Here is a 17,346-nt window from a genome sequence, read left to right on the forward strand (position 1 = left end):
TGAGTTGTCGGCGAACCCTAGGCTGACCGGCATGGCAGGCAAGGCAGCAGCGGTGGAACTGGAAGTCGGCGGCCGGGCCGTGCGGGTCTCGAACCCGGACAAGGTGTACTTCCCCGAGCCCGGCTACACCAAGCTCGACATGGTCACCTACTACCTGACCGTCGGTGACGGCATCACCCGCGCCCTCCGGAACCGGCCCACCACGCTGGAGCGCTACCCCGATGGCGTGACCGGCGAGTCCTTCTTCCAGAAGCGCGCGCCGAAGTACCTGCCCGACTGGATCCCGACGGCCCGCATCACCTTCCCCAGCGGCCGGTCGGCCGACGAGATGTGCCCCACCGAGCCGGCGGCCGTGCTCTGGGCCGCCAACCTCGGCGCCGTCACCTTCCACCCCTGGCCGGTGCGGAGGGAGGACACCGATCACCCGGACGAGCTGCGCATCGACCTCGACCCGCAGCCCGGCACGGAGTACGCCGACGCCGTCCGCGCCGCCCACGAGCTGCGCTCCGTCCTCGACGAGCACGGGCTGCGCGGCTGGCCGAAGACCTCGGGCGGACGGGGGCTCCACGTCTTCGTGCCGATCCTGCCCGAGTGGACCTTCACGCAGGTCAGGCGCGCGGCGATCGCCTGTGGCCGGGAGCTGGAGCGGCGGATGCCGGAGCGGGTGACCATGAAGTGGTGGAAGGAGGAGCGCGGGGAGCGGATCTTCGTCGACTACAACCAGACCGCCCGGGACCGTACGATCGCCTCCGCCTACTCCGTACGCCCCCGTCCGGGCGCCCCCGTCTCGGCCCCGCTCCGGTGGGAGGAGATCGACGACGCCGTACCGCGGGACTTCGACATCAGGACGATGCCGGTCCGGTACGCCGAACTCGGCGACGTCCACGCCGACATGGACGACGAGCGGTTCGGGCTGGAGTCCCTGCTCGAGCTGGCCCGGCGCGACGAGGCGGAGCACGGGCTCGGAGACCTGCCCTATCCGCCGGAGTACCCGAAGATGCCGGGCGAGCCGAAGCGGGTCCAGCCGAGCCGCGCGAAGAAGGAGTCCCGGGAGGAACCTTGGGAGGAGCCGGAGCCGGACGGGGCGGGGTGAGTCGAGAGGGCGGGCCGGCTTCCCCCGGGTGGGGCGCCGGCCCGCCTCTTCGCTCACCCTAGAACAGTACGAACGATCGTGCAAATATGAGGAGGCGTGGAGGCTCCGGCTCGCCGGTGTGGCGAGCGCGCGCCCGTGCGGGGCCCGTTCCGTCAGGCCGGATCGGCGAGCGCCGTGCGGCCCCGGTCCGTGGCCACCGACCGCAGCCGGGCCGTGATGCCGCGCTCGGCGCGGTCGTACGCCGAGTCGTCGCCGAGCAGCACCGACCGGGCGTTCGCCGCCTCCATCAGCGCGATGATCTCGAAGGTCACCTGCTCCGCGTCCAGGTACGCGGCGAACTCGTCCGCCGCGCGCGCCTCCGCCAGGGCCTGCTCCAGGTAGGTGGTCCAGTCGTGGTGGGTCCGCGCCACCGCGTCGTGGACGGGGCCGGTGCGTGCGTCGAACTCGGCCCCGACCGCGTAGAAGAAGCAGCCGCCGGGGAAGACCCGCTCGCGGGAGTACGCGAGCCAGCTGCGGCACAGTTCGCGCACGCGTCGCGCGCCCGGTGGGATGTCGGCCAGCGGGGCGACGACCCGCGCCCCGAAGACGACCACGGCGGCCTTGACGGTGGCGAGCTGGAGTTCCTCCTTGGAGCCGAAGAGGGCGAAGACGCCACTCTTGCTGAGCTTGAGCTCGGTCGCGATCCGCCCCAGGGACAGGCCCTCCAGGCCTTCGACCGAGGCGATGTCCATCGTCCGGGCCAGCACGAGGCGCCGTGTCTGGTTTCCGCGCTCGACGCGTCCGTCCGTCTTCGTGCCGGTGCTGGTTCCGGTTGTGCTGCCGTTCATGTCCCCATCGTACTGAAGGCACGACCGTGCGGATATCTCCGCGCACCCCTACGTTCGTCTCGCGACCGCACGGCACGAACCGTGCGCGCCGGGCAGGTCACGTCCTGTCCTACTTCATGGCGAACTCCCCGGTCTGCGCTCCGGGAGTCCGTCGCTCCGTCGGGGCGAGGAGCAGCACTTCGAGCGCCCTGGCGCAGGCCCTCGCCTGTGCCAGGTACCAGTCGAGCCGCGCGTCGGTGATCAGCTCCGGCGTCCCGCGGACCGCGAGCGCGAACCGCGCGTGCCCCGTCCGCTCCAGGACCGGCACGGCCACGGTCCGTACCCCGTGGGCCGACTCGCCGTCGTCGAGGGCGTACCCCGCCTCTCGTACGCGCACCAACTCGGCCGACAGCGAGGGGGGTTCGGTGACGGCCCGCTCGGTGGACGCGTGCGGCGACGGCAGCGAGCGAGGCCCGGCGTCACCCGTCCGGGGCCAGGCGAGCAGCACCTTCCCGAACGCCGTCGAGTGCAGCGGCCGACGCAGCCCCACCTTCGGGGTCACCGAGCCCCCGGCCACGATCACCACGTGCGAGCCGCTGCGCAGCGCCAAGTCGGCGGTGGCTCCGGTCCGTTCGGCCAGATCGGAGAGCTCGGGCGCGGCCAGGTGCAGCCCTCGCTGGTGGTACGAGAGCCGGCCCAGCTCCGTCATCGCCGGGCCGAGCCGGTAGCGGGCGGTGCGGACGTCCTGCTCCAGGAAGCCCGCACCGAACAGCGTCCGGGCCAGCCGGTGCGCCGTCGACGTGGAGAGCCCGAGCCGGCGAGCGAGGTCGGAGGCGCTCAGATCGGGCCCGTTGTCGTGGAAACAATGCAGCACGTCCAGTGCGCGGCGGACCGCCTGGGCGCCCGCCGGGGGTCGGTCGATGCCGGCCTCGGTCGTCATAGGGTTCGCTCCCCGTGGGTGATCGGGCCCCCACGCTCCCACATGGCGGGAGCCGAATCAGGCCCCGGACGGGGTCGGAAATACTCTGTTCACACGTCATCCCGCATGGTGGGAGCTCCCGGTGCCCGGATATCCGCCATTGATCGAACGTTGATGGCGCGTTTAGGCCGGGGAGGCAACGTATCGGTCATGCAGATGGATACCGACGTGCTGACCGCTCCCGACTTCTCCTGGCGTGAGAACGCCCTGTGCGCCCAGGCGGGACCGGAGTTCTTCTTCCCGGCGCCCGGCTCGTCGACGCGTGAGGCCAAGCAGCTGTGCGGGGCGTGCGAGGGGCGCGTGGCGTGCCTGGAGTACGCGCTGGACCACGACGAGCGGTTCGGGGTGTGGGGCGGGCTCTCAGAAAAGGAGCGCGTGCGGCTCAAGCGGCAGCAGGGCCACCGCTGAGCCGCACGCGCTCCTCCTGGGGCCGCACGCGCTCACTTCCGCGTCGCGCGCGCTCCTTGTCCGGGGTGGGACGGCGGGGTCAGCCGGCCGCGCGGGCCGCCATCCGGGCCTTGCGGGCCGCGAGCTTCTCGTCGAACTTGCTGGCCTCGCTGTCCAGACCGTTCATGTAGAGGCCCAGCTCGTCCTGGGCGCGCAGGCCCTCCGGGCCGAGGCCCTCGATCTGCAGGACCTTGAGGAAGCGCAGGACCGGCTGCAGGACGTCGTCGTGGTGGATGCGCATGTTGTAGATCTCGCCGATCGCCATCTGCGCGGCCGCCCGCTCGAAGCCCGGCATGCCGTGTCCGGGCATCCGGAAGTTCACGACCACGTCCCGCACGGCCTGCATGGTCAGGTCGGGGGCGAGCTCGAAGGCCGCGCCCAGCAGGTTGCGGTAGAAGACCATGTGCAGGTTCTCGTCGGTGGCGATGCGGGAGAGCATCCGGTCGCAGACCGGGTCGCCGGACTGGTGGCCCGTGTTCCGGTGCGAGATGCGGGTCGCGAGCTCCTGGAAGGCGACGTACGCCACGGAGTGCAGCATCGAGTGCCGGTTGTCGGACTCGAAGCCCTCGCTCATGTGCGACATCCGGAACTGCTCCAGCTTGTCCGGGTCGACGGCGCGCGAGGCCAGGAGGTAGTCGCGCATCACGATGCCGTGGCGGCCCTCCTCGGCGGTCCAGCGGTGCACCCAGGTGCCCCAGGCGCCGTCGCGGCCGAACAGGCTGGCGATCTCGTGGTGGTAGCTCGGGAGGTTGTCCTCGGTGAGCAGGTTCACCACGAGGGCGATCTTGCCGATGTCGGTGACCTTGGACTGCGCCGGGTCCCAGGCCTCGCCGTCCTCGAAGAAGCCGGGGAAGTTCCGGCCGTCGGACCACGGCACGTACTCGTGCGGCATCCAGTCCTTGGTGACCTTCAGGTGCCGGTTGAGCTCCTGCTCCACGACCTCTTCCAGCGCGTAGAGCAGGCGCGCGTCGGTCCACTCCGCCGAGCTGCCGAGGTGGGGAGAGGTGAGCGTCACGGGAACTCCTGGGGACGGAGAGAAGGGCATACGGGACTACCTACGTAGTCGTAGGTTACGAGACCGTAGGTTAAGGCTCCGTAAGGCGTCGGCCAAGCCCGTCCCGGCGATGTCCGGTTACGTTCCGTTATGTGCGCTGCTCCGGCGGGGTGCCGGAGACGCAGGTCACGTCCTGGAGGCGCGAGGGCGGTCGGCGGTTCGGCTACTCAGAGCAGATGATCGGCCGCTCCGGCCTTCACCGCGGAGATCAGGGCGCGGAGCGCCTCCACCGAGTCGCTGACGTACTCGCCGGGGGCGAGGGTCGAGCCGATGTAGGCCCGGCCGGAGTCGTCGAGGCCGAACCGGAAGCAGTTGGCGCCCTCGCTGCAGAAGGCCTCGTTCCAGTCGATGGCGGCGGTGTGGGGGGTGTCGGTGGTGACGTTCATGGTGGGGCGGTCCTTCACAGATCCTGGGCGATGGTGCGTATGAACGCGCGTGATTCGGTCGTGGACAGGGTGAGCCCGCGCAGCCGCTCCAGGAGTCCGCGGTAGCGGCGGAGCTTCATGTCGGCGTCGAGGAGGATCGAGCCGTGGGAGGAGTCGAGCTGCACGGTGTCGAGCTGCGGCACGGGCGCGGATACATAGGTGAACGACTGGCCCGCCCCCGGGAAACCCCCCGCGGCGAAGGGGATGACGCGGACGGTCACGGTGTCCCGCTCGGAGTACGCCAGGATGTGCTCCAACTGCTCCCGCGCGACCTTCGGTCCGCCGAACTGCATGCGCAGCGCGGCCTCGTGGATCACGGCCTCGTAGAGCACGGGCCGGTCCCGGTCCAGGACCTCCTGGCGGCGCAGTCGCAGGGCGAGCCGGGCCTCCAGGTCGGGGCCGGGCAGGAGGGGTACGGCGGTGTCGAAGACGGCCCGCGCGTGCTCCTCGGTCTGCAGGAGGCCCGGGATGTGGGTGGTGACCGCGCTGTGCAACTCCGCGGCGTGGAACTCCAGTTCGGCGATGTCGATCAGTGCGGGCGGCAGCAGGCCGCGGTGCTCCTCCCACCAGCCGCGGTCCCGCTCCTGGGCGATGTCGGCGAGCAGGTCGACGAATGCCGTGTCGGGGCAGCCGTAGTTGAAGGCGAGGGTGCGGACGCGCTCGGCGCTGATGCCGAAGCGGCCCGACTCGATGTTGGGGATGCGGGTGCGGTCGACGCCCAGGAGGGCGGCGGCCTGCTGCGCCGACATGCCCGACTGTTCGCGCAGTTTGCGCAGCTCGCTCCCGAGTCGCTGCTGTCGCGCGGTCGGACTGCTCCTGGGTGGCACGCTCGATCTCCCCTTTCGTTCGGTGACGCCGGCCCCCCGTCGGGTCGCGGTGTCGCCGTTTAAGCCGGAATGGCACGAGTACCCGCAAGTAGTAGCACTGTGCTCCGCTCGTGCGCTACGGTCGGTAGCGCAAGTCTCACACGGGGCGACTGTGACCGTGTGTGCGTACCCCCCCAATGCGCAAGAAATGTGAGCAACCCGATGAAGGGCGCACTGCGTTGCCTCCCGTCCGCCGTCGAGGACGGACCCATACCTCCCGCCACGGAGAACCTCAGCTACTCGATGCTCCTCCCCGGAGGTGCCTACTGCGCCGGGCTCGCACGCCAGTCGGTGGAGACGCTCCTCGACCGGCACGGCCTCTCCGACCTCTGTGAGACCGCCGCCCTCGCCGCCTCCGAACTCGTCGCCGCGGCCTACCGGTTCACCCCCGACCGGGAGATGATCCTGCGCGTCCGCTGGCAGTACGAAGCGCTGCGGATCGTGCTCTTCGACCAGCACCCGGCCCATTCCTCACCCACGGCGGCCGAGGAATGCCGCGACCGCCGCAGCCGCAGCATGTGGCTGCTGGCCGCGGCGGTCGACGCGCACGGCGGTGACTGGGGTCTCGCCCCCGTCATGACTCCGGGGGGAGGTACCAAGTCATGGGCCTTACTCCACCGCTAGCTCCCCCTGGGTTCTCCTCCAGGTCTCCCTCGGATCCACGACGGTTCTCCTCCGGCTCTCCTTCGGTTCCACGACGGGTCCCCTCCAGCTCTCCTTCGGTTCCACGAGGGTTCCCCTCCGGCTCTCCTCCGGATCCCCTTCGCTCCCTTCCGGTTCCCGTCCCGGCCTACTCCTAGCGCTTCGAGGTCATCCCCCTGACCTCCTCCGCCGTCGTCGGCCGCAGCTCACCGTCGAGCAGCAGCCAGCGTGTGATGCCGAGCGACTCCAGGAAGGTCACGTCGTGGCTCGCCACGATCAGCGCCCCTTCGTACGCGTCGAGGGCCGCCGTCAGCTTCCGGACCGATCCCATGTCCAGGTTGTTCGTCGGCTCGTCCAGCATCAGCAGCTGTGGAGCCGGCTCCGCGAGCAGCAGGGCCGCGAGTGTGGCCCGGAAGCGCTCCCCGCCCGAGAGGGTGCCCACGGGCTGGTCCGCCCGGGCCCCCCGGAACAGAAACCTCGCCAGCCGTGCCCTGATCGCGTTCCCCGTCGCCGTGGGCGCGAAGTGGGCCACGTTCTCCACCACACTCAGCCCGTCGTCGAGGACGTCGAGCCGCTGCGGCAGGAAACGGACCGGCACCCGCGCGTCCGCCTCGCCCGACAGCGGCTCCACCTCCCCTGCGATCGTCCGCAGGAGCGTCGTCTTTCCGGCGCCGTTCCGGCCGACCAGTGCGATCCGCTCCGGGCCGCGCAGCGCGAACTCGCCGCCGACCCGTGCCCCGTACCGCAGGTCGAGGTCGCGCAGGAACAGCACCTCGCGCCCCTGCGGTACCGAGGTGCGGGGCAGCTCGATCCGGATCTCGTCGTCGTCGCGTACCGCCTCCACCGCCGCGTCGAGCCGCTCCCGCGCCTCGGAGAGCCGCTCGGTGTGCAGGGCGCGGTGCTTGCCGGCCGCGACCTGCGCGTCGCTCCTGCGGCCGTTCGCCACGATCTTCGGGACGACCTTGTTCTCGTAGCTCTTCTGCGCGAACCGCTTCCGGCGTGCCAACTTCACCTGTGCGTCGACGAGTTCGCGCTTCTGTCGCTGTACATCGGCCTCGGCGACCCGCACCATCCTTTCCGCCGACTCCTGTTCGGCGGCGAGCGCCGACTCGTACGCGGACCAGGGGCCGCCGTACCAGGCGACCTCGCCGTCCCGCAGGTCGGCGATCTGGTCGACACGCTCCAGGAGTTCACGGTCGTGGCTGACCACGACCAGCACCCCGGACCAGTTCTCCACCGCCTCGTACAGACGGGCGCGGGCCTGTCGGTCCAGGTTGTTCGTCGGCTCGTCGAGCAGCAGGACGTCGGGCCGGGCGAGCAGCAGCGCGGCGAGGCGCAGCAGGACGGACTCGCCGCCCGAGACCTCGCCGACGGTCCGGTCGAGTCCGACGGCGCCGAGCCCGAGCTGGTCGAGCGTGGCCCGGGCGCGTTCCTCCACGTCCCAGTCGTCGGCGAGCGCGGTGAAGTGCTCCTCGGCAGGGTCGCCCGCCTCGATGGCGTGCAGCGCGGAGCGTTTCTCCGCGATGCCGAGGATCTCGTCGACCCGCCGCGAGGTGTCCAGGACCAGGTTCTGCGGCAGGTAGCCGAGCTCGCCGGTGACCCGGACGGTGCCGGAGGCCGGCGTCAGCTCCCCGGCGACGAGCTTCAGGAGGGTCGACTTGCCGGAGCCGTTGAGCCCGACGAGGCCGGTACGGCCGGGGCCGACCGCGAGCCGGAAGTCGTCGAAGACCTCGGTGCCGTCGGGCCAGGAGAAGGAGAGCGAGGAACAGGTGAGAAACGTGGGGTGATGCGCCATGGAGGCCTCCCGGGTGCGCAGCGCGAGCGTGAATGGAGCGACGCGTGAGACACCGGGGCGCGGGCGGTCGAAAGAACGGCTCGTACGCCGAGGTCGAGAACGGCACACGCGGCACAGGGGGCACGCGCGGCACGGTGTCTCAAACCTCAGACGAGCAACGTCCTTCTCCGATCAGATGACGACAAGGTCAGGCTTCGACCGTACGGGCCGGACCGGGGGGCGGCAAACGATTTAAGGAAGACGGGGCTGACGGCGACGGACTCGGGGCCCAAGGACCACGGACTCGGGGCCCAAGGACCACGGACTCGGGGCCCAAGGACCACGAACTCGGGGCTAAGGGCGCTCGCGCAGCAGGTCCGCAAGACCCTGGTCCCAGTCCAGGTACTGGTGCTCGCGCCCCGCCGGCACCAGGTGCTCCGAGCGTTCGAGGAAGAGGCGCAGCTCGGAGGTCCTGACATGGACCATCGCGACCCCTTCCGGGGCGTGGAACTCGACCACCGTCCTGTCGTACCCGTACGGACGCAGCCGGACGTCCCCGACGCCCGCCGGGCGGTCGACGCCCTGGACGAGCAGTTCGCGGGCGAAGGCCCAGGAGACCTCGACGCCCTCCAGCGTCGCCGGTGGCGGGAAGGCCATGCTCACGGCGTACGGATCCTCCCGGTCGTACCGCAGCGTGGCGGGTACCGTCTCCATGCGGGGGACGGATGCGACCAGACGGGCCTGGACGGACTGCTCGATGACGGCGGACAAGACCGGCTCCTCTCACGCGGCTTCGGATCCTGTGCGTCTCCCCGACACCAGGGCACCTCACACAAGGGAAGACGAGCGGCACGGCCGGAACGTGCACTCGGGAACCACGTGAGCTGCGTCACGAGGTGAGGGGCGGAGGGTGTCAGCGCTGCTCGGCGTCGTCGTCGTCCCGCTCGGCACAGGGGCCGGAGTGGTCGCAGTACGGCTGGTTCGAGGAGGCTCCGCAACCGCACAGCATCACGCGCGTCTCGTGCCGTTCCCCGTGCGGGCCGGTCACGAGCAGGTCCCCGCGCATCACGACCTGGCCGGAGGGGGTGCGGTGCACGGTGGTGGGGGAGTCCGGGGGCTCGGCGGAGTCGTCCGGCGGGCGGTGGCGGTACTGGAGGGCACCCGAGGGGCAGCGTCGGATCACCTCCGCGAGCAGGCCGGGGGCCGCCGCGTCGGGCCGCACCCAGGGGCGCCGGGCCAGGTCGAAGACCTCCGGCAGACCGTGGACGCACTCGGCCGCGTGCAGACAGCGCCGTGGCTCGAAGGTGACGGTGATGCCCTCGCCCTCGTACTCCTTGACCTTCGGCTTCTCTTCCGGGCTCGGCTTCTCTTCGGCCGGCGCATGCCGCTCGCCCGTACGGTCCGTCATGGGACTCAGCCTAGGAACGTCCGGACCGGGGCGCACCCGGGACGCACCCTGGACGGCGACCACCCCGGGGCGCTAGCTTCCGGCGCCATGACGTCCATGGGGAAGACGAGACGAATGATGTCGGTGGGGCTGATCGGGGCGGCGCTCGCGCTGAGCCTGGCAGCCCCGGCGCGTGCCGGGGAGACCCCCACGGCCGCGGCCGGCTGGCAACTGACACCGACCGGAACGGACGCCCGTTTCCGCGGGCTCGCGGCGGTCGACCGGGACACCGCGTGGGCCGCGGGCTCCAAGGGAACGGTGCTGCGCACCACCGATGGCGGACGGAGCTGGAGAAACGTCTCGCCGCCCGGCGCGGCGGAGCTGGAGTTCCGTGACGTGGAGGCCTTCGACGCCCGCCGGGCCGTCGTCCTCGCCATCGGGGAGGGCGAGGCCTCACGCGTCCTGCGCACCGAGGACGGCGGAGCCACCTGGACCGAGTCCTTCCGGAACACCGATCCGCGCGCCTTCTACGACTGCGTGACCTTCTTCGACCGCCGGCACGGACTCGCCATGAGCGACCCCGTCGACGGGAAGTACCGCATCCTCTCGACCAGCGACGGCGGCCGCTCCTGGCGGGTGCTGCCGAGCGAGGGGATGCCGGACGCGCTTCCCGGCGAGGCCGCCTTCGCGGCGAGCGGCCAGTGCCTGGTGTCGTCAGGACCCCGGGACGTATGGCTGGCGACGGGCGGCGGGGCGACGGCCCGCGTGCTCCACTCCGCCGACCGGGGGCTGACCTGGACCGTCACCGCCACGCCGATCCCGGCGGGCGACCCGGCCCGGGGCGTCTTCGGCCTCGCCTTCCGCGACCGTACGCACGGCATCGCCGTCGGCGGCGACTACCGCAAGGACCAGCCGTCCCCGCAGGCCGCGGCGGTCACCACGGACGGGGGCCGCACCTGGCACACCTCGGACGCGCCCCCGCCCGCCTACCGCTCGGGTGTCGCCTGGCTCCCGCACAGCAGGACGGCCGCGCTCGCCGTCGGCCCGACCGGCACCGACCTGACGACCGACGGCGGCCGCACCTGGCGCACGGTCGACACCGGCTCGTACGACACGGTGGACTGCACGTCCGACGGGTCGTGCTGGGCCTCCGGGGAGAAGGGCAGGATCGCCCGCCTCGGGCGACACTGAGCGCTGATCAGGAGGGCAACTGCTCCCGGTGCGCGGCGAGTTCGTCGGCCGTCTTGGTCGCGTAGAACTCCGTGATCCGGTACGCGCAGACGCCCTCGACGCTGAACGGGTCGGCCGCCGCGATCGTCTCGATCTCCGCGCGGTCGACCCCGGCGGCCAGGATCACCCCGCCGTCGCGCGGGTTCTTCCGCCCCGAGGCGATGAACACGCCGGCGGCGTACTGCGCGTCGAGCCACTCGATGTGCGCGTCGAGCAGCGCGTCCGCCCGCTCGACGGGCGCGGTGTAGGTCAATTCCAGTACGAACATGATCACCAGGCTACCGGGGCCCTCCGGAGGCCGACGAGGCGTTCCAGCCCTCGGAATCCGGGTCGTAGGGTGGATCGCACTATGACGATCATCGGGATTCCGGCGGGCTGGCCCGCCGACGAGGACGCCGCACGGGCCGTCCAGCGAGAGCTGCGCGGGCGGATCGTCCTCGACGAGGCGGGGCCGGCCGTCGGTGAAGGGCACGTCACGGGGCTCGACGTGGCGTACGACGACGAGCGCGATCTCGTCGCCGCGGCGGCCGTCGTGCTCGACGCCCGGACGCTCGACGTGGTCGAGGAGGCCACGGCCGTCGGCCGCGTCTCCTTCCCGTACGTCCCCGGGCTCCTCGCCTTCCGGGAGATCCCGACCGTGCTCGCCGCGCTCGGCTCCCTGATCGCCGACCCCGGTCTCCTCGTCTGCGACGGCTACGGAATCGCCCACCCCCGCCGCTTCGGCCTCGCGAGCCACCTCGGGGTGCTGACAGGGCGGCCGTCCATAGGCATCGCCAAGAACCCCTTCACCTTCACCCACGACCAACCCGGCCCGGAACGCGGTGCGTTCAGCGCGCTGCTCGCCGACGGCGAGGAGGTGGGGCGCGCCCTGCGGACCCAGGCCGGGGTGAAGCCCGTCTTCGTCTCCGTGGGGCATCGCGTCTCCCTCGCCGGATCCTGCGCCCACACCCTCCACCTCGCCCCGCGCTACCGCATCCCCGAGACCACCCGCCACGCCGACTCCCTCTGCCGCAGGGCACTCAGGGAGGCACTCGGGAACACCTGAGTACGCGTACGGATACCGCCCTGTGGCCCCGCCCGGCAGAGTGTGGGCCATGACAACTCCCCTTTCCGTTCCGCCGCGTTCCGCGGGGCGCGGCCTGACCCTGGCCCTCGCCGCCGCCGGGCTCGTCGCCCTGGCCTGGGTCTGCGCCATGCTCTACGTCGTCGCCGCCTGGGTTCTGACGTGATCGGGCGGCTGCGGTGCGTCGTGCTCGACTGCCCCGACGCGCGGGAACTGGCGCTGTTCTACCAGCGGTTGATCGGCGGCGAGGTCGAGAGCCCCGACCCCCGGTGGGCCGTCGGCGCGGGATCCGCCGTCCTGCGCGGGGCCGCGGGACCGGTCCTCGCCTTCCAGGACGTCGCCGACCACCGGCCGCCCGTCTGGGGAGCGCCCGAGCAGCAGTTCCACCTCGACGTACGGGTCGACGACCTGGCCGCCGCCGACGAGGCCGTCCTCGCGCTCGGGGCCACCCCGCTCGACGACGGGGGCGGCGACCAGGCCTGGCGCGTCTACGCCGACCCGGCAGGCCACCCCTTCCGCCTCGTACGGCCCTGAATTCCGCCTCGTACGGTCCTGAACCACCGGGCCGGTCAGCCCCGGTGCGCCACCCGGAAGCCGATGCCCGCCGCTCGGAGCCGCTCGGTCAGGGCATCGCCCATCGCGACCGCCGTCGTCACCTGCCCCGCCGTCTTCGGCAGCGGGTCGAAGGCGAGGCAGAGCGCCGACTCGGCGAGCATCTTGGCCGTCTCGTCGTACCCCGGATCGCCGCCCGAGACCTCGGTGAAGACCCGGCGTCCGCCACCCTCGCCGACGAACCGCACCGAGAACCAGCTCCGTGCGCGCCGCTCGGCGGACGGACCGCTCCCCGGCTGGTAACGCTCCATCAGCCAGCGGCGAACCAGCGGGAGTTGGGCGGCCGCCACGCCGGTGCCGACGGCCGCCGCGCCACCGAGCGCCATCGGGAGCGTCTTGACGGAGGCGTAGTGGCGGTAGCGGAAGTCGGGGCCGTACCGGTCGAGGGCGGCGGCCGAGCGGGCCACGACCTGCGGATCGAGCGTCGGAAGCGGTAGCGCCCAGGTGCCGGTCTCCCGGCTGAACCGCGGGCCGCCCAGCGGCGCGCGCGCCCGGCGGCCGACCAACCGCGGTGCGTGCAGCTTCCGTTCGCGCGCGGCGCCCAGCATCTGCGGGCCCCGGCCGAGCGCGGTGAGCGCCGAGGCGAAGGTGCCGCCGGAGAAGGCGGCCCCGACCCGGACGAAGCCGTCGACGCGGAGCGGTACGTCCTCCGGGAGCTGCTGGACGGTGAAGTGCACGCCCAGGTCGTGCGGGACGGAGTCGAAGCCGCAGGCGTGCACGATCCGGGCCCCGGTCTCACGGGCGCGGGCGTCGTGGCGTACGTACATGAGGTCCACGAACTCGGCCTCGCCGGTGAGGTCCACGTAGTCCGTGCCGGCCTCCGCGCAGGCGGCGACAAGCCCCTCCCCGTACCAGACGTAGGGGCCGACGGTGGTCGCCACCACCCGGGCCGACCCGGCCAGAGCGCGCAGCGAGTCCGGGTCGTCCGCGTCGGCGACGACCAGCGGCAGCTCCGCGCAGTGCGGCCACCGGGCGGCGAGCCGCTCGCGCAGGGCCGTCAGCCCGGCCCGGTTGCGCCCCGCGAGCGCCCAGCGGCACTCCGCCGGGGCGTGCGCGGCCAGATACTCCGCGGTGAGCTCGCCCACGAACCCGGTCGCCCCGAAGAGCACGACGTCGAACTCCCGCGCGACGGCACCAGACCCTGATCCGGCCTCGTGCCGCTCCGCGCCCGCCCCTGTCTCCATCCAGCCCCTCGCTTCGGCCGTACCGCGGCGCCGGGCGCGGTACGCGCACCGTTCGCCCGCGGTTGTCGTCGGCGGAGGATAGCGGAAGTCCGCCCGGACGTGATTTCCAAGCGCTTGCTCGGCCGGGGGGCTTGTGTCGAGTGGAACACGTTCCTACCATCGCCGGTGTTACATCATTGGTGTCACACACTCCTGGGGGCTCGATGAGCACGACACACACCGCCCGGAACGGCCCCCTCGCCGGGGTGCGCGTGGTCGAACTCGCCGGCATCGGCCCCGGCCCCTTCGCCGCCATGCTCCTGGCCGACCTCGGCGCCGACGTCGTCCGTGTCGACCGCCCCGCGGGACCCGGCCTCGGCATCGACCCCGCCGTCGACCTCACCAACCGCAACAAGCGCTCCGTCCTCGTCGACCTCAAGGCCGAGGACGGGCCCGCCACCGTGCTCGACCTCGTCGCCCGCGCCGACGTCCTGATCGAGGGCTACCGGCCCGGCGTCGCCGAACGCCTCGGCGTCGGCCCCGAAGCCTGTCTCGCCCGCAACCCCCGGCTCGTCTACGGCCGGATGACCGGCTGGGGCCAGGACGGCCCGCTCGCCACGACCGCGGGGCACGACATCGGCTACATCGCGATCACCGGCGCCCTCGGCATGATCGGCCCCGACCCGGACGGCCCGCCCACCATCCCCGCCAACCTGGTCGGCGACTACGCGGGCGGCTCCCTCTACCTCGTCATCGGCGTCCTCGCGGCGCTCCAGCACGCCCGGGCGCACGGCGAGGGCCAGGTCGTCGACGCCGCCATCGTCGACGGCACGGCCCACCTCACCACCATGATCCACGGGATGCTCGCGGCCGGCGGCTGGCAGGACCGCAGGGGCGTCAACCTCCTCGACGGCGGCTGCCCCTTCTACGGCGTCTACGAGACCTCCGACGGCGGCCACATGGCGGTCGGCGCCCTGGAGGGGCGGTTCTACGCGGAGTTCGTCCGCCTCCTCGGCATCGAGGAGGCCGCCCCGGCCCGTAACGACCCGGCCCGCTGGCACGAGCTGCGCGAGGCCGTCACCGACCGCTTCCGGAGCCGTACGCGCGAGGAGTGGAGGTCCGTCTTCGAGGGCACCGACGCCTGTGTCGCTCCTGTCCTCTCTCTCCGTGAGGCGCCCACCCATCCGCACCTCGTGGCCCGCGCCACCTTCACCGAGCGCGACGGAATCACCCAGCCCGCCCCCGCGCCCCGCTTCTCCGTCACCCCCGGCACCCTCCGCACGGGCCCCGCCCTGCCGGGTGCCGACACCGCCGCCGTCGCCCGCGACTGGGCCGTACCCGCTCTGGAGACCGAAGCATGAAGCGCCAGCTCTACACCGCCGACCACGAGGCCTTCCGCGGGACCGTCCGCACCTTCCTGGCCAAGGAGGTGCTGCCCCACTACGAGCAGTGGGAGAAGGACGGCATCGTCGCCCGCGAGGCCTGGCGGGCCGCCGGCCGGCAGGGGCTGCTCGGACTCGCCGTCGACGAGGAGTACGGGGGCGGCGGCAACCCCGACTTCCGCTACGGAGCCGTCCTCGCGGAGGAGTTCACCCGGGCCGGCGCCCCCGGGCTCGCCATCGGCCTGCACAACGACATCATCGGCCCGTACCTCACCTCGCTCGCCACCGACGAGCAGAAGCGGCGCTGGCTGCCCGGCTTCTGCTCCGGCGAGATCGTCACCGCCATCGCCATGACCGAACCCGGCGCCGGCTCCGACCTCCAGGGCATCCGCACCACCGCCGAGGACCACGGCGACCACTGGATCCTCAACGGCTCCAAGACCTTCATCTCCAACGGCATCCTCGCCGACCTCGTGATCGTCGTCGCCCGCACCACCCCGGAGGGCGGCGCGCACGGCCTCTCCCTCCTCGTCGTCGAGCGCGGCGCGGAGGGCTTCGAGCGCGGCCGGAACCTCGACAAGATCGGCCAGAAGTCCCAGGACACCGCCGAGCTCTTCTTCCGTGACGTCCGCGTCCCCAAGGAGAACCTGCTCGGCGAGCTCAACGGCGCCTTCCTGCACCTGATGACCAACCTCGCCCAGGAGCGCCTGGCCATCGCCGTCGCCGGCATCGCCGGGGCCGAACACCTCCTGGAGATCACCACCCGGTACGTCAAGGAGCGCGAGGCCTTCGGCCGCCCCCTCGCCAAGCTCCAGCACATCCGCTTCGAGATCGCCGAGATGGCCACCGAGTGCGCCGTCACCCGGACCTTCGTCGACCGCTGCATCGCCGAGCACACCGACCCGGACGGCGCCGGCCTCGACGCCGTCCACGCCTCCATGGCCAAGTGGTGGGCGACCGAACTCCAGAAGCGGGTCGCCGACCGCTGCCTGCAACTGCACGGCGGGTACGGCTACATGAGCGAATTCCCGGTCGCCCGTGCCTACACCGACGGCCGGATCCAGACCATCTACGGCGGCACCACCGAGATCATGAAGGAGATCATCGGCCGATCCCTCCTCGGCTGATCCCGGCTGGTCTCCCTCTTCCCCACCCTCATCGCGAAAGGCTTTCCGTGAGCACCGAAGCGTACGTGTACGACGCGATCCGCACCCCCCGCGGACGTGGCAAGGCCAACGGCTCCCTGCACGGCACCAAGCCCATCGACCTGGTCGTCGGCCTGATCAGGGAGATCCAGGCCCGCCACCCCGGCCTCGACCCGGCCGCCATCGACGACATCGTCCTCGGCGTCGTCGGCCCCGTCGGCGACCAGGGCTCCGACATCGCCCGTATCGCCGCCATCGCCGCCGGACTCCCCGACACCGTCGCCGGCGTCCAGGAGAACCGCTTCTGTGCCTCCGGCCTCGAAGCCGTCAACATGGCCGCGATGAAGGTCCGCTCCGGCTGGGAGGACCTCGTCCTCGCCGGCGGCGTCGAGTCCATGTCCCGGGTCCCGATGGCCTCCGACGGCGGCGCCTGGTTCGCCGACCCGATGACCAACCTGGAGACCAACTTCGTCCCGCAGGGCATCGGCGCCGACCTCATCGCCACCATCGAGGGCTTCACCCGCCGCGACGTCGACGAGTACGCCGAGCTCTCCCAGGAGCGTGCCGCCGCGGCCTGGAAGGACGGGCGCTTCGCCCGCTCCGTCGTCCCCGTCCTGGACCGCGCCGGCCTCGTCGTCCTCGACCACGACGAGCACCTGCGCCCCGGCACCACCGCCGACTCGCTCGCCCGCCTCAAGCCCTCCTTCGCCGACATCGGCGAGCTGGGCGGCTTCGACGCCGTGGCGCTGCAGAAGTACCACTGGGTCGAGGAGATCGACCACGTCCACCACGCCGGCAACTCCTCCGGCATCGTCGACGGCGCCTCCCTCGTCGCCATCGGCTCCAAGGAGGTCGGGGAGCGGTACGGGCTGACGCCGCGCGCCCGGATCGTCTCGGCCGCCGTCTCCGGCTCCGAGCCGACGATCATGCTCACCGGCCCGGCCCCGGCCACCCGCAAGGCCCTCGCCAAGGCCGGTCTCACCATCGACGACATCGACCTGATCGAGATCAACGAGGCCTTCGCGGCCGTCGTCCTCCGCTTCGTCAAGGACATGGGCATCTCCCTGGACAAGGTCAACGTCAACGGCGGCGCCATCGCGCTCGGCCACCCGCTCGGCGCCACCGGCGCGATGATCCTCGGCACCCTCGTCGACGAGCTGGAGCGCCAGGACAAGCGCTACGGCCTCGCCACCCTCTGCGTGGGCGGCGGCATGGGCATCGCCACCATCGTCGAGCGCGTCTGACCGTCCCGTCCGAACCCCTCTCACAGAGAAGCAG

General features: G+C 72.0%; 20 protein-coding genes. 10 read left to right on the top strand and 10 right to left on the bottom strand.

Going from position 1 to position 17,346, the window contains the following annotated elements; all coding sequences use genetic code 11:
* Positions 1-31 precede the first annotated feature (31 nt).
* Positions 32-1,093, top strand: coding sequence for a non-homologous end-joining DNA ligase (gene ligD / locus OG580_RS30150; protein WP_267046796.1), 1,062 nt, complete (start codon positions 32-34; stop codon positions 1,091-1,093).
* A gap of 152 nt (positions 1,094-1,245) precedes the next feature.
* Here the strand turns inward: ligD and OG580_RS30155 are convergent, their stop codons facing one another.
* Entirely contained in the window at positions 1,246-1,920 is a 675-nt protein-coding gene (locus OG580_RS30155) for a TetR/AcrR family transcriptional regulator (protein WP_267046797.1), read from the bottom strand.
* Between the two features lie 109 nt (positions 1,921-2,029).
* Entirely contained in the window at positions 2,030-2,839 is an 810-nt protein-coding gene (locus tag OG580_RS30160; protein WP_267046798.1) for an IclR family transcriptional regulator, read from the bottom strand.
* Between the two features lie 189 nt (positions 2,840-3,028).
* Between OG580_RS30160 and OG580_RS30165 the strand changes: the two genes are divergently transcribed.
* The gene (locus OG580_RS30165; RefSeq protein WP_267046799.1) at positions 3,029-3,286 is read left to right on the top strand and encodes a WhiB family transcriptional regulator; all 258 of its coding nucleotides are present in this window, start codon (positions 3,029-3,031) and stop codon (positions 3,284-3,286) included.
* Between the two features lie 79 nt (positions 3,287-3,365).
* Here OG580_RS30165 and OG580_RS30170 read toward each other — a convergent pair whose 3' ends face one another.
* The 3 genes from OG580_RS30170 to OG580_RS30180 form a co-directional block, all read right to left on the bottom strand.
* Positions 3,366-4,340 (bottom strand): acyl-ACP desaturase, encoded by a 975-nt coding sequence (locus tag OG580_RS30170; RefSeq protein WP_267046800.1) that lies wholly within the window; start codon positions 4,338-4,340, stop codon positions 3,366-3,368.
* 206 nt (positions 4,341-4,546) lie between these two features.
* Positions 4,547-4,765: a hypothetical protein gene (locus OG580_RS30175; RefSeq protein ID WP_267046801.1), complete on the bottom strand. Its 219-nt coding sequence runs from the start codon at positions 4,763-4,765 to the stop codon at positions 4,547-4,549.
* 14 nt (positions 4,766-4,779) lie between these two features.
* Positions 4,780-5,631: a helix-turn-helix transcriptional regulator gene (locus OG580_RS30180; protein ID WP_267046802.1), complete on the bottom strand. Its 852-nt coding sequence runs from the start codon at positions 5,629-5,631 to the stop codon at positions 4,780-4,782.
* Between the two features lie 189 nt (positions 5,632-5,820).
* On the opposite strand from OG580_RS30180, the gene OG580_RS30185 reads away from it, so the two are divergent.
* Positions 5,821-6,294, top strand: a complete 474-nt coding sequence (locus OG580_RS30185; protein ID WP_267046803.1) for an ATP-binding protein — start codon at positions 5,821-5,823, stop codon at positions 6,292-6,294.
* Between the two features lie 172 nt (positions 6,295-6,466).
* On the opposite strand, the gene OG580_RS30190 is transcribed toward OG580_RS30185, so the two are convergent.
* The 3 genes from OG580_RS30190 to OG580_RS30200 form a co-directional block, all read right to left on the bottom strand.
* Positions 6,467-8,107 carry an ABC-F family ATP-binding cassette domain-containing protein gene (locus OG580_RS30190; RefSeq protein WP_267046804.1) on the bottom strand — a complete coding sequence of 547 codons (1,641 nt, stop codon included), beginning with the start codon at positions 8,105-8,107 and terminating at the stop codon, positions 6,467-6,469.
* A 333-nt stretch (positions 8,108-8,440) separates the two neighbouring features.
* The gene (locus tag OG580_RS30195) at positions 8,441-8,857 is read right to left on the bottom strand and encodes an SsgA family sporulation/cell division regulator (RefSeq protein ID WP_267046805.1); all 417 of its coding nucleotides are present in this window, start codon (positions 8,855-8,857) and stop codon (positions 8,441-8,443) included.
* Between the two features lie 142 nt (positions 8,858-8,999).
* The gene (locus tag OG580_RS30200; RefSeq protein ID WP_267046806.1) at positions 9,000-9,494 is read right to left on the bottom strand and encodes a (4Fe-4S)-binding protein; all 495 of its coding nucleotides are present in this window, start codon (positions 9,492-9,494) and stop codon (positions 9,000-9,002) included.
* Between the two features lie 87 nt (positions 9,495-9,581).
* On the opposite strand from OG580_RS30200, the gene OG580_RS30205 reads away from it, so the two are divergent.
* The gene (locus tag OG580_RS30205; RefSeq protein WP_267046807.1) at positions 9,582-10,664 is read left to right on the top strand and encodes an oxidoreductase; all 1,083 of its coding nucleotides are present in this window, start codon (positions 9,582-9,584) and stop codon (positions 10,662-10,664) included.
* Positions 10,665-10,671: 7 nt separating this feature from the next.
* On the opposite strand, the gene OG580_RS30210 is transcribed toward OG580_RS30205, so the two are convergent.
* Entirely contained in the window at positions 10,672-10,971 is a 300-nt protein-coding gene (locus tag OG580_RS30210; protein WP_267046808.1) for a YciI family protein, read from the bottom strand.
* An 81-nt stretch (positions 10,972-11,052) separates the two neighbouring features.
* Here OG580_RS30210 and OG580_RS30215 point away from each other — a divergent pair, with 81 nt between their 5' ends.
* Genes OG580_RS30215 through OG580_RS30225 form a run of 3 tightly spaced genes read left to right on the top strand, consistent with a single transcriptional unit; the run spans position 11,053 to position 12,300 of the window.
* On the top strand, positions 11,053-11,748 hold the full coding sequence (locus tag OG580_RS30215; protein WP_267046809.1) for an endonuclease V: 696 nt from the start codon (positions 11,053-11,055) through the stop codon (positions 11,746-11,748).
* A 49-nt stretch (positions 11,749-11,797) separates the two neighbouring features.
* Positions 11,798-11,932: a morphogenic membrane protein MmpA gene (gene mmpA / locus OG580_RS30220; RefSeq protein ID WP_267046810.1), complete on the top strand. Its 135-nt coding sequence runs from the start codon at positions 11,798-11,800 to the stop codon at positions 11,930-11,932.
* The gene (locus OG580_RS30225) at positions 11,929-12,300 is read left to right on the top strand and encodes a VOC family protein (RefSeq protein ID WP_267046811.1); all 372 of its coding nucleotides are present in this window, start codon (positions 11,929-11,931) and stop codon (positions 12,298-12,300) included. Before mmpA ends, OG580_RS30225 begins: the two co-directional genes overlap by 4 nt.
* A 35-nt stretch (positions 12,301-12,335) precedes the next feature.
* Here OG580_RS30225 and OG580_RS30230 read toward each other — a convergent pair whose 3' ends face one another.
* Entirely contained in the window at positions 12,336-13,562 is a 1,227-nt protein-coding gene (locus tag OG580_RS30230; protein WP_267046812.1) for a trans-acting enoyl reductase family protein, read from the bottom strand.
* 203 nt (positions 13,563-13,765) lie between these two features.
* Here OG580_RS30230 and OG580_RS30235 point away from each other — a divergent pair, with 203 nt between their 5' ends.
* Genes OG580_RS30235 through OG580_RS30245 form a run of 3 tightly spaced genes read left to right on the top strand, consistent with a single transcriptional unit; the run spans position 13,766 to position 17,312 of the window.
* Complete coding sequence (locus OG580_RS30235) at positions 13,766-14,902, top strand: CaiB/BaiF CoA-transferase family protein (RefSeq protein WP_267046813.1); 1,137 nt, start codon at positions 13,766-13,768, stop codon at positions 14,900-14,902.
* Complete coding sequence (locus OG580_RS30240) at positions 14,899-16,050, top strand: acyl-CoA dehydrogenase family protein (protein WP_267046814.1); 1,152 nt, start codon at positions 14,899-14,901, stop codon at positions 16,048-16,050. The genes OG580_RS30235 and OG580_RS30240 overlap by 4 nt, the downstream gene beginning before the upstream one ends.
* A 47-nt stretch (positions 16,051-16,097) precedes the next feature.
* Positions 16,098-17,312 (top strand): acetyl-CoA C-acetyltransferase, encoded by a 1,215-nt coding sequence (locus OG580_RS30245; protein ID WP_267046815.1) that lies wholly within the window; start codon positions 16,098-16,100, stop codon positions 17,310-17,312.
* Positions 17,313-17,346 lie beyond the last annotated feature (34 nt).

Source organism: Streptomyces sp. NBC_00094 (assembly GCF_026343125.1).
Taxonomy (GTDB): domain Bacteria; phylum Actinomycetota; class Actinomycetes; order Streptomycetales; family Streptomycetaceae; genus Streptomyces.

Coding starts and splice junctions, on each gene's coding strand:
- ligD (WP_267046796.1), top strand. CDS start 32: ATGGCAGGCAAGGCAGCAGCGGTGGAACTGGAAGTCGGCGGCCGGGCC.
- OG580_RS30155 (WP_267046797.1), bottom strand. CDS start 1,920: ATGAACGGCAGCACAACCGGAACCAGCACCGGCACGAAGACGGACGGA.
- OG580_RS30160 (WP_267046798.1), bottom strand. CDS start 2,839: ATGACGACCGAGGCCGGCATCGACCGACCCCCGGCGGGCGCCCAGGCG.
- OG580_RS30165 (WP_267046799.1), top strand. CDS start 3,029: ATGCAGATGGATACCGACGTGCTGACCGCTCCCGACTTCTCCTGGCGT.
- OG580_RS30175 (WP_267046801.1), bottom strand. CDS start 4,765: ATGAACGTCACCACCGACACCCCCCACACCGCCGCCATCGACTGGAAC.
- OG580_RS30190 (WP_267046804.1), bottom strand. CDS start 8,107: ATGGCGCATCACCCCACGTTTCTCACCTGTTCCTCGCTCTCCTTCTCC.
- OG580_RS30200 (WP_267046806.1), bottom strand. CDS start 9,494: ATGACGGACCGTACGGGCGAGCGGCATGCGCCGGCCGAAGAGAAGCCG.
- OG580_RS30205 (WP_267046807.1), top strand. CDS start 9,582: ATGACGTCCATGGGGAAGACGAGACGAATGATGTCGGTGGGGCTGATC.
- OG580_RS30210 (WP_267046808.1), bottom strand. CDS start 10,971: ATGTTCGTACTGGAATTGACCTACACCGCGCCCGTCGAGCGGGCGGAC.
- OG580_RS30215 (WP_267046809.1), top strand. CDS start 11,053: ATGACGATCATCGGGATTCCGGCGGGCTGGCCCGCCGACGAGGACGCC.
- mmpA (WP_267046810.1), top strand. CDS start 11,798: ATGACAACTCCCCTTTCCGTTCCGCCGCGTTCCGCGGGGCGCGGCCTG.
- OG580_RS30230 (WP_267046812.1), bottom strand. CDS start 13,562: ATGGAGACAGGGGCGGGCGCGGAGCGGCACGAGGCCGGATCAGGGTCT.
- OG580_RS30235 (WP_267046813.1), top strand. CDS start 13,766: ATGAGCACGACACACACCGCCCGGAACGGCCCCCTCGCCGGGGTGCGC.
- OG580_RS30240 (WP_267046814.1), top strand. CDS start 14,899: ATGAAGCGCCAGCTCTACACCGCCGACCACGAGGCCTTCCGCGGGACC.